At 36.3% G+C, this 14,558-nt stretch carries 16 protein-coding genes, 1 tRNA gene and 1 pseudogene; 7 read left to right on the forward strand and 11 right to left on the reverse strand.

Annotated features, from left to right (window positions below):
• Entirely contained in the window at window positions 1–240 is a 240-nt protein-coding gene (locus ABWU40_RS00405) for a hypothetical protein (protein WP_041573543.1), read from the reverse strand.
• A complete protein-coding gene (gene rsfS / locus ABWU40_RS00410; RefSeq protein WP_141456672.1) occupies window positions 231–548 on the reverse strand; it encodes a ribosome silencing factor in 318 nt (105 codons plus the stop codon). The genes ABWU40_RS00405 and rsfS overlap by 10 nt, the downstream gene beginning before the upstream one ends.
• 173 nt (window positions 549–721) lie before the next feature.
• Here rsfS and ABWU40_RS00415 point away from each other — a divergent pair, with 173 nt between their 5' ends.
• Genes ABWU40_RS00415 through ABWU40_RS00425 form a run of 3 tightly spaced genes read left to right on the forward strand, consistent with a single transcriptional unit; the run spans window position 722 to window position 2,584 of the window.
• Window positions 722–1,339, forward strand: a complete 618-nt coding sequence (locus ABWU40_RS00415) for an AAA family ATPase (protein ID WP_141456671.1) — start codon at window positions 722–724, stop codon at window positions 1,337–1,339.
• A gap of 34 nt (window positions 1,340–1,373) precedes the next feature.
• Window positions 1,374–1,820, forward strand: coding sequence for an RNA pyrophosphohydrolase (locus ABWU40_RS00420; protein WP_007548581.1), 447 nt, complete (start codon window positions 1,374–1,376; stop codon window positions 1,818–1,820).
• Window positions 1,817–2,584 (forward strand): TatD family hydrolase, encoded by a 768-nt coding sequence (locus tag ABWU40_RS00425; protein WP_006280340.1) that lies wholly within the window; start codon window positions 1,817–1,819, stop codon window positions 2,582–2,584. The genes ABWU40_RS00420 and ABWU40_RS00425 overlap by 4 nt, the downstream gene beginning before the upstream one ends.
• 27 nt (window positions 2,585–2,611) lie before the next feature.
• Here ABWU40_RS00425 and mdh read toward each other — a convergent pair whose 3' ends face one another.
• From mdh to ABWU40_RS00460, 7 genes are read right to left on the reverse strand one after another with little or no spacing between them, the layout of a single operon-like run.
• A complete protein-coding gene (gene mdh / locus ABWU40_RS00430; RefSeq protein WP_007548577.1) occupies window positions 2,612–3,562 on the reverse strand; it encodes a malate dehydrogenase in 951 nt (316 codons plus the stop codon).
• Window positions 3,563–3,565: 3 nt separating this feature from the next.
• The gene (locus ABWU40_RS00435) at window positions 3,566–4,138 is read right to left on the reverse strand and encodes an NADH-quinone oxidoreductase subunit C (RefSeq protein WP_007548576.1); all 573 of its coding nucleotides are present in this window, start codon (window positions 4,136–4,138) and stop codon (window positions 3,566–3,568) included.
• The gene (locus tag ABWU40_RS00440; RefSeq protein WP_006279574.1) at window positions 4,131–4,637 is read right to left on the reverse strand and encodes a NuoB/complex I 20 kDa subunit family protein; all 507 of its coding nucleotides are present in this window, start codon (window positions 4,635–4,637) and stop codon (window positions 4,131–4,133) included. Before ABWU40_RS00440 ends, ABWU40_RS00435 begins: the two co-directional genes overlap by 8 nt.
• Before the next feature lie 3 nt (window positions 4,638–4,640).
• Complete coding sequence (locus ABWU40_RS00445; protein WP_006279576.1) at window positions 4,641–4,994, reverse strand: NADH-quinone oxidoreductase subunit A; 354 nt, start codon at window positions 4,992–4,994, stop codon at window positions 4,641–4,643.
• Between the two features lie 18 nt (window positions 4,995–5,012).
• The gene (locus tag ABWU40_RS00450) at window positions 5,013–5,381 is read right to left on the reverse strand and encodes an HIT domain-containing protein (RefSeq protein WP_015589394.1); all 369 of its coding nucleotides are present in this window, start codon (window positions 5,379–5,381) and stop codon (window positions 5,013–5,015) included.
• Between the two features lie 3 nt (window positions 5,382–5,384).
• Window positions 5,385–5,642 carry a hypothetical protein gene (locus ABWU40_RS00455; RefSeq protein WP_006279579.1) on the reverse strand — a complete coding sequence of 86 codons (258 nt, stop codon included), beginning with the start codon at window positions 5,640–5,642 and terminating at the stop codon, window positions 5,385–5,387.
• A gap of 16 nt (window positions 5,643–5,658) precedes the next feature.
• Window positions 5,659–6,438, reverse strand: coding sequence for a hypothetical protein (locus ABWU40_RS00460; RefSeq protein ID WP_015589395.1), 780 nt, complete (start codon window positions 6,436–6,438; stop codon window positions 5,659–5,661).
• 183 nt (window positions 6,439–6,621) lie between these two features.
• On the opposite strand from ABWU40_RS00460, the gene ABWU40_RS00465 reads away from it, so the two are divergent.
• Both ABWU40_RS00465 and ABWU40_RS00470 read left to right on the forward strand, forming a co-directional pair.
• Window positions 6,622–8,151, forward strand: a complete 1,530-nt coding sequence (locus ABWU40_RS00465; protein ID WP_015589396.1) for a UDP-N-acetylmuramoyl-tripeptide--D-alanyl-D-alanine ligase — start codon at window positions 6,622–6,624, stop codon at window positions 8,149–8,151.
• Window positions 8,152–8,201: 50 nt separating this feature from the next.
• Window positions 8,202–9,152: a complex I NDUFA9 subunit family protein gene (locus ABWU40_RS00470; RefSeq protein ID WP_015589397.1), complete on the forward strand. Its 951-nt coding sequence runs from the start codon at window positions 8,202–8,204 to the stop codon at window positions 9,150–9,152.
• A gap of 8 nt (window positions 9,153–9,160) precedes the next feature.
• Here the strand turns inward: ABWU40_RS00470 and ABWU40_RS00475 are convergent.
• Window positions 9,161–9,234: transfer RNA gene (locus tag ABWU40_RS00475), tRNA-Arg, on the reverse strand.
• Between the two features lie 417 nt (window positions 9,235–9,651).
• The gene (locus ABWU40_RS00480; RefSeq protein ID WP_179945710.1) at window positions 9,652–9,828 is read right to left on the reverse strand and encodes a hypothetical protein; all 177 of its coding nucleotides are present in this window, start codon (window positions 9,826–9,828) and stop codon (window positions 9,652–9,654) included.
• Between the two features lie 486 nt (window positions 9,829–10,314).
• Between ABWU40_RS00480 and terL the strand changes: the two are divergent.
• A pseudogene (gene terL / locus ABWU40_RS00485) lies at window positions 10,315–11,766 on the forward strand (phage terminase large subunit).
• Between the two features lie 294 nt (window positions 11,767–12,060).
• Complete coding sequence (gene topA / locus ABWU40_RS00490; protein WP_141456668.1) at window positions 12,061–14,511, forward strand: type I DNA topoisomerase; 2,451 nt, start codon at window positions 12,061–12,063, stop codon at window positions 14,509–14,511.
• Window positions 14,512–14,558 lie beyond the last annotated feature (47 nt).

Consider the following 14,558-nt stretch of genomic DNA (forward strand, 5'->3'; position numbering starts at 1 on the left):
TTATAAACCCCAGTCTATCCTGTCATTAATGCTGAAGGTAACCCTAATAGAGAAGCCAGTGCCCAGACACTGGAACTTAATTATAAACAAGCACACTATACAACGTTTTCGATGAAATTGCATGAAAAACTGGATTCCAGTGTCAGCTACTTTCATGACACCACTACCTGTGCAGGAGTTGCCTTCAAAATTACAACGTTTGTGCAATTGTGTACCAGCTATCTGGATAATCAATTCCATAACTCTTCTATTTTATAATACTCCCTTACTTCCGGCCTGAATATGTGAACTATTATGCCTTGAAAATTCAAAACCACCCAATTGCCTTCATCCATACCTTCTACATCTATTTTATCATGTGGCTTGAGGCTTTTTATTACGTGCTCAGCTAAAGCTTTAACGTGACGGCTTGAATCACCAGATGCAATAATCATATATTTTGCAATAACGGTTTTATTCTGCACATCAAAAGTTACTATATCATGACCTTTATTTTGATCTATTATCTCTTCAATTGTACTTCTTATCGATTTCATATCGCTAAGCATTGTTTACAGGTTATATGATTCATTTATAATTATATACTCAAAATTTCTAAATATGAACTATTTTCAACCGTTAAAAAGGTGTTACCTGCATCTATTTTATCATCATGTTTTTAGCATGTACAATGTATATACTTTTATGTATAATTGAGAATAGCTTTTTACTAGTATTCATTATGGGCAAGACTCTCATCTACTTAATCGGCTTTCCAGGTAGTGGTAAGTTTACTACTGCAAAGGAACTGTGTAAAATCATTGATGCGGTGATAGTAAGCAATAATCTATTCAATAATATTATATTTGATATTGTTAAATTACAAAACGCTGAAGTTCCAGATGACCTATGGGAAAAAATTTTTGCAGTTAGGGAAAATGTATTAGCAATACTGGAAAAACACTACGTAAAATCAAAACATTATATATTTACAAATGAATTGATAGAGGGTGATCCCTATGACCAAAGATTATATAACTCAGTGGTAAATTTAAGTAAAAAAATGGACATGGAAATTTTTTCTGTAGTATTACATTGTAATAATGAAAAACTAGTAAGACGTGTCCAATCAGAAGAGAGATATCAGGAAAATAAAATTACTGATCCGGATTTTGCTATAAAGAAAATTGAAGGGAAAAGGCTATTTATACCTGAGGGTTCGCTTGAAATTGATAACTCGAACTTGAGTGCAAAGGAAGTTGCAAAGAAAATTGTTGAAGAGATGAAGAAAGAAAAAAATGGAAAATTAATTAAAACTTCTGTAACAAATCATTTAAAAACAGAGCGTACTCGTGGTTGAGCAGAAAGATAAGTACCGTCCTTGTGTTGGCATAATGCTATTTAACAGACAAGGACATGCCTTTATTGGAAAACGCTTTGATAGCGATTCTTACTGGCAGATGCCACAAGGAGGTGTTGATGATGGTGAGGAACTGGAACAAGCAGCGTTACGTGAGTTGCTAGAGGAGGTTGGTACTAATAAAGTAAAGGTTATAACTAAAAGCAAGGATTGGATATACTACAACTTGCCTGAAGAAGTTATACCAATATGCTGGAATGGAAAATATTCTGGTCAAAAGCAAAGGTGGTTCTTAATGAAGTTTTGCGGAGAGGATGAGGACATTGATATTAATTATACTGGTCATCCAGAGTTCAAAGAGTGGCGTTGGCAAGGTATAGATAGTTTAGTAGCCAGTGCTATATCATTTAAAAAAGAAGTTTATAAAACAGTGATAGAAGAGTTTTCTTCTATAATAAAAGCCTCAACAATAAGCTCATGATAGTAGATTCTCATTGCCACTTGATTTATTTTTCTGACGATGAAATACCAAAAGTAATTTCAAGGGCAGAGCAAAATGGTGTAAAGGTTTTGCATAACATATGCGTAAGCATTGACGATGTTCCTAAGTTATTAAAAATTTCTTCATCCTATGATCAGGTCTACTCCTCTGTTGGTATACATCCGCTTGATGCTGCTATAGAAAATGGTGAGTGTATACATGTTGATGAATTAGTTGAATTTACCAAGAACCAAAAGGTAATTAGTATCGGTGAAACCGGGTTAGATTTTTATAAATCTGACAACAAAGACAATCAGAAAAAAAGTTTTGCATTACATATAGAAGCGTCAAGAATAACTGGACTACCTTTAGTTATTCACACAAGAAGCGCTGATAATGAGATGATCGATATGTTAAGGTCAGAAATGAAAGCCGGTGCTTTTAGTGGAGTAATGCACTGCTTTGCTTCCTCTAAAGAACTTGCTTATCAATCTATAGATTTGGGGTTATGTATTTCATTTTCTGGAATTATTACTTTTAAAAATGCGAGCTTACTCAGAGAAATTGCACAAAATGTACCACGCGAGCGTGTTTTAGTCGAAACTGATGCACCATATCTATCACCTGAGCCTTATAGGGGAAAAAAGAATGAACCAGCAATGGTGAAATACGTTGTTGATTGTTTGGCAGAGTTGTGGAATGAGTCACCAGAACAAGTAGCGAAGGTAACCACAAGCAACTTTTTTAGGCTGTTTGAGCTATAAAGAAGTTCTATAAAACCATTAATTTGCTTATGAACCTAAAGATTTCACCAGCTCTCTCACCGAGTTTACAGACTTATTAAACATTTCTTGTTCACTATCATTCATTTTAACTTCTAGGATCTTTTCAATTCCGTTTTTTCCAATAATTACAGGAACACCAATAAACAACTCTTCTACACCATATTCACCATTAAGGTAAGCAGCACATGGTAATATGCGCCTCTTATCTTTTAAATATGATTCTAACATGCATATAGCTGAAGATGCAGGAGCGTAGTATGCAGATCCAGACTTAAGCAGATCAACTATTTCTTTACCGCCATTGCGAGTGCGTTCAACTATTTCATCGACTTTTTTCTGTGTGATAAGACCCATATCGATAATTTGAGTAAGTGGAACTCCAGCAACTGAAGCACAATTGATTAGTGGTACCATAGTGTCGCCATGTCCTCCAAGCACAAAAGCAGATATATCTTCAACTGAGATATTTAACTCACTTGCAAGAAAGTAACGAAAACGGGAAGAATCAAGCACTCCTGCCATGCCAACAATCATATTAGTTGGAAGGTTTGAAAATTTATGCACCACTGAAACCATGGCATCCAAAGGGTTGGTAACCACTATTACAAACGCGTTTGGAGAATATTTTTTAATATTTTCGCCAACCTCCTTCATTACTTTAGCATTGGTTTGCAGGAGGTCATCCCTGCTCATTCCAGGTTTTCTAGCGATGCCAGCGGTTATTATAATTGCATCGGAGTTTTTTATATCTTCATACCTATTTGTGCCAGTAATATTGACATTAAATCCATCAATAGGGGATGATTCTGCTATGTCGAGTGCTTTACCTTGTGGTATTCCATCACTAATATCAAGTAAAACAACATCACCGAGTTCCCTTAGTGCAATCATATGGGTGAGAGTTCCACCGATATTTCCTGCACCGATTAAAGATATTTTTTTTCTTTGTACTGTCATTTTCTACTCCTTTGTATTTACTTTTATGGTTTTACCTTCCCAAGGCGATAAGCTATCAAACATACGAAAATCTTGCGGTAAATCTATAGGATTATACACAACCTTTTTTGTCTCTATATCATATCTTACTTCCTCATAACCAGTGAGAGGGAAATCTTTTAACATTGGATGACCTTTGAATCCATAGTCTGTTAGAATCCTACGCAAATCAGGGTGATCAGAAAACTCTATTCCATACATATCAAACACTTCACGCTCAAACCACAAAGCCGTACTAAATATCTTCGCTACACTTGGAGGCATGTCGCTTTCACATAACTGAAGCTTTATGTGTACTCTAATATTATGCACAATGCTGAGCAGATTGTATATTAGCTCGAAACGCTTCTCTCTATTTGGATAGTCAACCCCAAAAATATCAACTAATAGTTCAAACCTACACTTTTCATCATCACGTAGAAAGAATAGGTGCTTTTCAATTTCATCTAAAGTTGAATATATTACAATAATGCCATCATCTTTTTGAATGCACTCGCATTTGGTCTTTTTTTGTATATACTTTGCAGTTTTATCCATTCCGAGTCCGTTTTATTTTGTTTTGTAGGCATAGCATTCCATATAGCAACGCCTCAGCGGTTGGTGGGCATCCAGGGACATACACGTCAACTGGCACAATTCTATCACAGCCTCGGACCACTGAATAAGAGTAATGGTAATAACCACCACCATTTGCACAACTTCCCATGGAAATAACATACTTCGGGTCTGCCATTTGATCATAAACCTTGCGCAATGCTGCTGCCATTTTATTAGTTAGTGTGCCAGCAACAATCATCACATCTGATTGACGTGGGCTTGCACGAAACATTATACCATATCTATCAAGATCATAACGGCTGGATGCAGTATGCATCATCTCAACTGCGCAACATGCAAGACCAAATGTCATTGGCCACAATGAACCAGACCTTGCCCAATTCATTACATAATCTGTTAAATCACCAAATTTAGTGACAAGAAACCCTTCTTTTTTATAACGACCCCAGTCATCATTAGATAGAATTTGATTTGTCATAAACTACTCCCACTCTAATGCACCTTTACACCATTCATAGATAAAACCTATAGTGAGTATTGCAAGAAATACCATCATAGACCAAAATCCACCATAGCTTATCTTAGATAAAGAAACAGCCCAAGGAAAAAGAAAAGCAATTTCTAAGTCAAATATTATAAATAATATTGAAACTAGATAAAATTTAATGTCAAAATTTTTTCTTGCACTGGATAGTGGATTGAAGCCACACTCATATGTGGAAAGCTTTTCACCATCTGGCTTACTCACTGCAAGAAACATAGGCAATATACCTAAAGCAAAAGATACTACAATTGATACGCAGATAAAGATTACTATGGTTAAATATTCGCTCATTTAACAAAACATATAACACTATGAGTTTACATGCTTTCCTAACTTTTTACCACCTAAAATATGCACGTGAAAGTGTGGTACAACCTGCTCTCCATTTTCACCGTAGTTAGTGACTAATCTATATCCTGTTTTTTCTAGATTATATTTGTGTGCTATCTCTCTTACAGTTTTGAAGAAATCCGCTATTTCCTCTTCAGGAGCTTTTAGAATGAAATCATCATATGAAATATATTGATTTTTTGGTATAACTAAAATATGAACTGGTGCGTCAGGGTACTTATCATGAAAAGCTAGTACATTTTCATTTTCATGTACCTTCTCACAAGGTAACTCACCTCTTAATATTTGAGCAAAGATGTTATCGCTATCATAAACTTCATTGCTCATATTTTAAGAGCGACCTTTCCCTCTTTCTTCGTTTTTCTCTACATTAGGTGTAGATAGTGGTTTTATCGCTTCACCAGAAGCATCTTCAAGATTTAAAGAGCTTACAAGTTCCCTTACTTTTACCATGTCCTGCTGTTCTTTCAAAAAGGGTTCTATTCCACTTACCCTTTTTCCAGTAATAACTCCTGGTTGTAAGTGATACATATCCCCAGGAACAGTTAGACTATGATGTCTTTCCTCTATTTTTTTAGCTTCACTCATAATACTCCCCTATAACTTATTTTTGCATTCCACAACTTTGCGACTTACCTGGCTTTATAGCTTCTTGCGCCCATTTTTTCTCACCTGAAGCTATAGTTTCTGAAGGCTGACCAACATCAGACTTCACAACTTTGTCTGATGACTGCTTTTGATTATCATATTCCTTATACAATTTTTCTGCAATACCATTCAGCAATTTTAAGTCTGTATGAATTTTAAATTCTCCACCAGTAATTCCTGCCAGCTTCTTAAGGTCGCCATTAATGCTATCAGCAATTCCTTGAAGAGCAAGCTTTTTTATCTCCTCTGGACTCTTTCCTTTATTTTTAGAGTCAGTTTTAATGTCTTCAATTATTTTTTTAACATCAACTTCAATTACAATTTTATTTTCTTCTCTAAAAATAGTTACATTCGGTAAATCTTTTTTTATTTTATCTAATTGCTCTGGGCTCAAATAAGGTATATCTCCCGTAAGAGTCCTTGATGCTAAAAAACTTACCTTTCCTGTCCCTTTCTTTTGCTCTGTTATTTGTACGCCAAGATCCTTACTAGCTTGTGTGGTTTTTATGGGTGGATCATATTCTTCATGTGGGTTGCCAATAATAGAACGCCCGCCATTTTTTATGTCGTGCCGCATTTCATCCCAGGACTTAAACCAATTCTTTGGCCATATAGGGTATATTGCACCCTTGACTAGGACTTTTACACCTCTACCCAGAAAACTCCCTACTCCCGAAGCTGCATTACCAACTTTAGCTAGTATAGAAGTAGATTTTTCATTTTCTCTTGTTAACATACATACCTCCAAGGTACTTTCTATAACTAAATACATTTTAATTATAGACGAAAAAATTTAAACTTCTATATCCATTATAAGATAGAATTATAGGGATTGCAACCATTATTTGCACATTGTCTAAAACATGTAGTATTCTCGCTACTTTTATTGTTCAATTTATTATAAAGAATACTCTAAATTATGTTTAAATGGAACACAAATAATATCATTGATGCAACTGGCGGAAGAGACGTAAATGGTTGTAATTGGATACATAGCTCAAATATTTCAACGGACACAAGAAGCATAAAAAAAGGTGATTTATTTATTGCACTCAAGGGAAGGAATTTTGATGGCCATAATTTTTTGCATGAAGCGTTTTTAAAAGGGGCTGTCGCTGCAATAGTAAGTGAGGGTAAATATAAAAATTTCCCTCTCATTATTGTACAAGATACCCTGAAAGCTTTGCACGATATGGCATCATACTACATTAGAAATGTTCTTATTGACGCTAAAGTTATTGCAGTTACAGGCAGTGTCGGAAAAACCACTACAAAGGATATGCTACACACTGTTTTATCGCAATATGGAGTGTCCCATGCAAACGAAGGTAACTTAAATAATAATATAGGGTTGCCTTTGACAATTCTAAAAGCTCCAAAAAACTGCCAGTACTTAATCCTTGAAATGGGAATGAATAAAGCTGGTGAAATAAAAGAATTATCAAAGATTAGTAATCCAAATATTGCAGTTATTACCAACATCGAACCTGCACATACTGAAAATTTTTCATCACTATTTGACGTTGCACAAGCGAAGTTAGAAATTCTGTATGGTATGAAAAATAACGGTACTTTGGTTTTAAGCAGAGATAATAAATATTATGATTATCTCTCATCACACGCCAATAGAAATGTAATAAGCTTCGGTAAAGATAAAAATGCTGAAGTTTGTTTACTAAACTTAATAAGAAACGATGAATCTTCTGTCATTTCAGCACTATCTTCTGTCATCCCAGTGCTTGACTACTTGGATCCAGGAAGTTCAATTGCAAATGAGCATATCAGACGGTTGTATAATAAAGACTGGATTCCAGCGTCACGCGCTGGAATGACATCAAACCGAGTTGCTAATAGATTAAGTTTAAAAATCAGGCTGAGTGATAATCAAATTATAAACTGTAATTTACGTGTACAAGGTGAGCATTTTGCTTATTCGCTACTTGCTGTTGCAGCAGTTGTGCAAAGCCTCGGACTTGATTTATCAAAATTACCACTTGCACTTAAGAATTTTAGTGTAGCGAAAGGTAGAGGCAATATTCATAAGATCAAATACAATAGAAAATATATACATTTAATTGATGACTCCTATAACGCCAGCCCTGCTTCGATGAAAACTGCAATAAAAACTTTGAGTACATATTCTAATCAGAGAAAAGTAGCTTTGCTTGGTGATATGTTGGAACTTGGTGATGAAAGCATAGAGTTTCATACAGATTTGGTTAAGATTATCACAGAAAATAATATAGATAAAGTTTATACAGTTGGTAAATTTATGTTAGAATTGCATGAGCTTTTGCCAGATAATATAAGAGGCACGCATTTTAATGATTCTAATCAATTGAAAAGTGATTTAGCTAACATTATTCAGAATAATGACGCAATTCTAGTTAAAGGCTCACGAGGAATGAAAATGGATCTTATTGTACGGGAATTCGTAATAAAATATTAAGCGAAATCATTGTATTAATTTACAGTAACAAATTATTAGGAACTTTAATTGTGACAAAACGTGTAATTATTTTTGGTGGAACGGGGTTTATAGGGAAACACATCGTAAGACGCTTGGCAGCAGAAGGATATTTAATAAAGATATTCACTCGTAATCAGGAAAAAGCTGCTTGTTTAAAATTGTGTGGCAATTTAGGACAAATATCAATATTTAAAGGCGATTTTTTTGATGAAAAATCAGTTCTGGATGGTATGGAAGAATGTGATGTAGCTATAAACTTAGTGGGAATATTATATGAAGCAAAAAAGCACGATTTTTACGCTGTTCACGTTAAAATAGCTGAAAGGATAGCAAAAGCTGCAAAAATGAAAAATGTACCTATGATGATACATTTTTCTGCTATGGGAATAGAAAATAGCAAGTTGTCAAAATATGCCAAAAGTAAATTGGAAGGTGAAAAAGCTGTAACTTCAGCATTTCAAGAAGCAATAATAATTAGGCCAAGCCTTGTATTTGGTAAAGAAGACAACTTCTTTAATAAATTTGCAAGATTAGCAACTATTCTTCCTTTCTTACCACTAATTGGCAATGGAACAACTAAATTTCAGCCAATATGTGTAACAGACTTAGCTGAAGTGGTATATCGTATTATCAGTTTTAATAAGCAAGACAAGAAAATTTATAACATGGGTGGACCAAAGGTTTACTCTTTCAAAAGCTTATTGAAGTTTATTCTGAATGTTACTAACAGAAAGTGTTTGTTGGTCAATGTATCTTTTCCAATGGCAAAGTTAATAGCTTTCTTTTTAGAAAATAAAATTATTTCTATGCTGCTAAAACCAATAACCGGAGATACGAACCCTATGCTTACTCAAGATCAGGTGAAAGTTATGATGAATAGTTCAATCGAAAAGTCAGTTGACCTTGAAACAATGAAGGTTCGACCATTAGCAATTGAAAATGTGGTGCCAGAGTACTTGAAGATTTATAGAAAGTATTGATAAAAGAGTGTGCCCGGTGGGATTCGAACCTACGACCCACAGCTTAGAAGGCTGTTGCTCTATCCAGCTGAGCTACGGGCACACAACATATATAAAATGCTTCTTAGTACAAGTGAAGTCAAGTACTTCGTGTGAATATGATGTTTATCTTGCGACACCTTGTCATTGCAGTTGTGTGTCGCGCGCTGCCAAAATTGGATGCGAGAAGTCTATTTATTTTAGAAAATATTATATAGAAACTTACTTGACACCCTTCGCCAGCGCCCTTATCATGATAGTGAAGCTATTGTATTTGCTTTCGCCAATCTGCAGATTAAAAGGTAAGGATTACTTAATGTATCGGCGTCTTATGTTCAATTTTTTGCAGTATATAGATACTGTATGTCTTTACAAAACTTCATCTACATCTAGATTTTTATCTAAATAAGCTGAACGCGCTTATAAAGCGTTACAAGACATCAAAAAATGCCAATACTCGACAGAGATAGTAAAAGACTAGCTAACTCGGGGATTCTTTGTCTTTTTTTCTGCTTAGTAAATTTCTTAAACATTTGCAGCGTAAGTTAGTTGCAATTAAAAGCGGCTGAATCTCGCTTGTCAAGCGTTTAAAACATAAAAAACGCCAATATTTTAAAGCGGATAATAAACCCAGGGCTTCTTTTGCCTTTTTTTTCATTTGGTAAATTTCTTAATATTTATGGCTAAACAACAACCGTCATCCCGCTACGTGTTAGCGGGATCTATGCTTTGAGATACCGCGAATGAATCGCGGTATGACGGTGTAGATGATGGTTAAGTAATTCGTCATCCCGCTGCTTGTTAGCGGGATCTATGTTAAGGTATAGTAGGGGATCTATGCTTTGAGATACCGCGAATGAATCGCGGTATGACGGTGTAGATGATGGTTAAGTAATTCGTCATCCCGCTGCTTGTTAGCGGGATCTCTTGTTAGCGCCGCGGCGGTATGACGTAGGATTGTTGTCATTCCGCTACTTGTTAGCGGCTGAGATACCGCGGCGGTATGACGGTTCGCGGCGGCATAGTAATTCATCATCCCGCTGCTTGTTAGCGGGATCTAGAGATACCGCGACGTCTCACCTATAGCCTTCAGTGCTCCTTTTTTTGTCATCCCAGCGTCACGCGTTGGTTTCAACATTATATCATGAACTTTCTAAAATTCATTGAACTGTGCTTTCAAACGGTAGTGCCGGGGTGTGAGTATAACGATTATCAGTATATAAAAGTCATAGCAGATAGGCTGGAAGCAGCGAGCGCTGGTGAAGTGAAACGAATAATATTCAATATGCCTCCGCGCTCGATGAAGTCCATGTGCATAAGCGTTGCGTGGCCCGCATGGATACTGGGAAACCAACCAACTGCGAGAATAATAGTTGCAAGTTATTCTCAGCGGCTCAGCGAAAAGCACTCGCTCGACACCAGGTGCGTGATGCAGTCTAGTTGGTATAGAGCGCTATTTCCAGAGATAGAACTATCCAAAGACCAGAATACAAAATATAAATTTCAAACAGTGCAGAGAGGATACAGAATCGCAACATCAGTTGGTGGAACACTAACTGGTGAAGGTGGTGATTTTATCATTGTGGACGATCCGCTCAGTTCTGCTCAAGCTTTGAGTGAAACGCTTAGAAAGCGTGCCACAAACTGGTTTGATCAGACTTTAGTAACCAGGCTGAACGATAGAAAAAAAGGAGTCATCGTTCTTGTAATGCACAGGCTACACCAGGAGGACTTAACTGGACACCTTCTCTCCAAGCCAAAAAACATATGGCATCATATTTGTTTGCCAATGATTTCTGAAAATAAGCAGGTTATTTATTCAATCAAAAAGCCAATACCTCCCGTTCCTATCATCCGAGTAGCTCAGCACTGTGCGACCAGGCGATTATATAATAAACCAGCGTCACCTGTAAGGATATTATATTCAAGAGAAGAAGGTCAGTTGTTATATCCCCTCGATGGAGGAAAAGAAGAAGTTGAGATAATAAAAGCTGAACTTGGGAGTTACGCTTTTGCTGCTCAATATCAACAAAACCCTCTGCCGCTTTCAAGTGGTATAATTAAACCAGAGTGGTTGAAACGCTATAAAAAATTTCCTGATAATCTCTCGCATATAACACAAAGTTGGGATACTGCGGTTTCAACAAGTAACATGAGCAACTTTAGTGTCTGCACCACCTGAGCAAAAATAGATAATAAATTCTATTTACTCGACGTATATCGCGCAAAGCTTGAGTATCCAAAGCTTAAAGAACAGGTTTTGTCACTAGCTGCAAGATGGACGCCACACGCAATTTTAATCGAAGCAAAAACAAGTGGTCAACAATTGGTGCAAGAGCTAAAGACAAACAGTGATTTACCGATTATTGAAATAGTGCCACATGATGACAAGCTCACTCGATTTCATCAAATTGTTCCGATTATAGAGTCTGGCAAGGTTTTTCTGCCACATCAAGCAGTATGGCTGAACGATTTTGAGTATGAGATTTTAATGTTTCCTGAAACGCGCCACGACGACCAAGTGGACAGTACCGTGCAATATTTGCAGTGGGTGAGAAACAGTACCTCCAGGGTTGCAGTTATACGAGCATTGTGATTTGAGTCTACCAGTACTGGGATGACAGCTAGGAGACAACCGTCATCCCGCTGCTTGTTAGCGGGATCTATGCTAAAAGATACCACGGCGGTATGACGTAGAACTGCTGCTTGTTAGCTGATGAGATACCGCGAATGAATCGCGGTATGACGTAGGACTGCTGTCATTCCAGTGTCAGCTACTTTCATGACACCGTCTACTTTGTAAAATTCACAAGAACCATTAAAATATTTTTTTACTTTTCATTGTATATTTCTCAACATATTATCTTTAAGTACTAAAATAATTAACAATATGGCATTATTAATAGTTGAATCACCTGCGAAAGCAAAGACAATAGGTAAATATTTGAGTAAAGAGTTCAAAGTAGCTGCATCCTTTGGACATGTGAGGGATCTTCCAGCAAAAAACGGTTCTGTCGATCCGGATAATGATTTTGCTATAAAGTATGAAACCATTGAAAAAGCAGAAAAGTATATAAAAGAGCTAGTAAAAGCCGCAAGCAAAACATCAGATATATATCTTGCAACAGACCCAGACAGAGAAGGGGAAGCAATGGCTTGGCATGTGATAGAGACATTAAAAGAAAAGAAAGCAATCAGTAATGAAAACAACATTTATAGAGTAGTCTTTAATGAGATAACAAAAAGAGCAGTACAAGAAGCAATAAAAAATCCACGTGAAATTAATATGGATTTAGTGCGTGCACAACAAGCACGTAGAGCTTTGGATTATCTAGTTGGATTTAGTTTGTCACCACTGCTGTGGACAAAATTGTCGGGAAGCAAGTCTGCAGGGCGAGTGCAGTCTGTTGCATTAAAGATTATATGCGAACGAGAAGATGAAATTAGTAAATTTATAACACAGGAGTATTGGAGCATAAAAGCAGAAATGCAAAATAGCAAAGATGAGGCTTTTTTTGCTATGCTAAGCCACTATGACAATAAAAAGCTAGAAAAATTTGATATTAAGAATGAAGAAGAAGCAAAGAACTTAGTCAGGGAGATTGAATCAAGGCAATATGCTGTAAGCACAGTAGAACGCAAGCAAGTTAAGAGAAACCCGCTTCCTCCGTTTATTACTTCAAGTCTTCAGCAAGATGCAGTGAATAAACTGTATTTTAATGTGAAAAGTGTTATGCGCATAGCGCAAAATTTATATGAAGGTATCGATATTGGTGGTGAAACTGTAGGGTTGATAACTTACATGCGTACAGATGGGTTTCATATTGCAGATGAGGCTATAAACTCAATTAGAGGGTCAATTAAGTCATTATATGGTGATAAATATTTACCGCAGTCTCCTCGTAAATATGTAAAAAAGGTCAAAAATGCTCAAGAAGCACATGAAGCAATTCGTCCAACTGATATCAATAGAACGCCGGGTAGTATTAAGGATTACTTAACGCCAGAGCAATTTAAATTGTATGATTTAATCTGGAAAAGGACCATTGCAAGTCAAATGGAGTCGGCGATTCTTGATCAAGTGGTAGTCGAAATTAGTTCTACTGACCAGAAAGTAATTCTGCGAGCAAGTGGATCAAGTATATTCTTTGATGGTTTTTATAGAGTCTACCAAGATAACATAGAAGCCGAAAATGAAGGCCTGCTACCTGCCATGAAGGAAGGGGAAGCGTGTAAGCTGATTTCAGTTGAGCCAAAACAACATTTCACTCAACCGCCACCTCGTTATAGTGAAGCAAGTATCGTAAAAAAAATGGAAGAAATCGGTATAGGTCGACCATCAACTTATGCAACAATTATTTCGGTATTACAAGATCGTGAGTACGTTTCATTGGATAGCAAAAGGTTTATTCCAAGCAGCCGCGGTAAAATCGTTACTATATTTTTAGAAACTTTTTTTCAGCGTTGTGTAGAGTATGATTTCACAGCACAAATGGAAGAGAAGCTTGATTTAATTTCAAATGGACATGCAGATTGGAAAAAAGAATTAGGCCACTTTTGGGTGCCATTTTTTGGTCATGTAAACTCTGTCAAGCAAATGACGCATGATGAAGTTTTCAGCGGCATTCACGATTTGGTAATCGATTGGTTTTGTTCAGAAGAAGGAAAAAAAGAGGTGAATACAAAATGCCCTGCTTGCTCTGATGGCATATTGAAATTGAACTTTGGAAAAGCCGGGGTGTTCCTTGGATGTTCTAATTATCCTGAATGCAACCATACAAAAGAAATTACGGGCAGTAACGACAATTCAGAATATCCAAAAAGTTTAGGTATAGATGATATAACAAACCAAGAAGTGATGATCAAAAAGGGTCCTTTTGGACTTTATCTGGAGTTTAATAACGAGTTAAAAAAGAAAAAAACGGTTTCCATACCAAAAGATATAAATGTTAATGAGATTGATCTGAGCACCGCTACTCAGTTACTTTCCTTGCCAAAAGTAATCGGAGAACACCCTGAAACCGGAAAGGAAGTAAAAATAGGCCTTGGGCGATTTGGGTACTATATTTTCTATGATGGTAGATACTTTTCTCTTAAGAAAAGCTCCAAAGAGGTGCTGAATAGAGAATTGAGCGAAGTTGTACAAATTATTGCAAACAGTCCATGCAAAGAGTTAAAATCTCTCGGGGTTAATGAAAAGGGAAAAGAAGTTTTTATCTGCAACGGTAGGTACGGATTCTATATAAAATGCGGTAAAACAAACGTTGCTTTGGGCAAGAGTGCAGATATTGAAAGTATAGATCTGGAGAAGGCTTTAGAGTTGATTAAGAATAAGAAGTAGACTTTTATTGAAATATTAGGTAAAGTTAAAATATACTCTAATAATGC

Source organism: Wolbachia endosymbiont (group A) of Cydia amplana, assembly GCF_964028495.1.
Taxonomy (GTDB): Bacteria; Pseudomonadota; Alphaproteobacteria; order Rickettsiales; family Anaplasmataceae; genus Wolbachia; species Wolbachia pipientis.

Coding starts and splice junctions, on each gene's coding strand:
- topA (WP_141456668.1), top strand. CDS start 12,061: ATGGCATTATTAATAGTTGAATCACCTGCGAAAGCAAAGACAATAGGT.
- ABWU40_RS00445 (WP_006279576.1), bottom strand. CDS start 4,994: ATGAGCGAATATTTAACCATAGTAATCTTTATCTGCGTATCAATTGTA.
- ABWU40_RS00415 (WP_141456671.1), top strand. CDS start 722: ATGGGCAAGACTCTCATCTACTTAATCGGCTTTCCAGGTAGTGGTAAG.
- ABWU40_RS00465 (WP_015589396.1), top strand. CDS start 6,622: ATGTTTAAATGGAACACAAATAATATCATTGATGCAACTGGCGGAAGA.
- mdh (WP_007548577.1), bottom strand. CDS start 3,562: ATGACAGTACAAAGAAAAAAAATATCTTTAATCGGTGCAGGAAATATC.
- ABWU40_RS00450 (WP_015589394.1), bottom strand. CDS start 5,381: ATGAGCAATGAAGTTTATGATAGCGATAACATCTTTGCTCAAATATTA.
- ABWU40_RS00405 (WP_041573543.1), bottom strand. CDS start 240: ATGGAATTGATTATCCAGATAGCTGGTACACAATTGCACAAACGTTGT.
- ABWU40_RS00435 (WP_007548576.1), bottom strand. CDS start 4,138: ATGGATAAAACTGCAAAGTATATACAAAAAAAGACCAAATGCGAGTGC.
- ABWU40_RS00420 (WP_007548581.1), top strand. CDS start 1,374: ATGCTATTTAACAGACAAGGACATGCCTTTATTGGAAAACGCTTTGAT.
- ABWU40_RS00425 (WP_006280340.1), top strand. CDS start 1,817: ATGATAGTAGATTCTCATTGCCACTTGATTTATTTTTCTGACGATGAA.
- rsfS (WP_141456672.1), bottom strand. CDS start 548: ATGCTTAGCGATATGAAATCGATAAGAAGTACAATTGAAGAGATAATA.
- ABWU40_RS00455 (WP_006279579.1), bottom strand. CDS start 5,642: ATGAGTGAAGCTAAAAAAATAGAGGAAAGACATCATAGTCTAACTGTT.
- ABWU40_RS00440 (WP_006279574.1), bottom strand. CDS start 4,637: ATGACAAATCAAATTCTATCTAATGATGACTGGGGTCGTTATAAAAAA.
- ABWU40_RS00480 (WP_179945710.1), bottom strand. CDS start 9,828: ATGAAAAAAAAGGCAAAAGAAGCCCTGGGTTTATTATCCGCTTTAAAA.
- ABWU40_RS00460 (WP_015589395.1), bottom strand. CDS start 6,438: ATGTTAACAAGAGAAAATGAAAAATCTACTTCTATACTAGCTAAAGTT.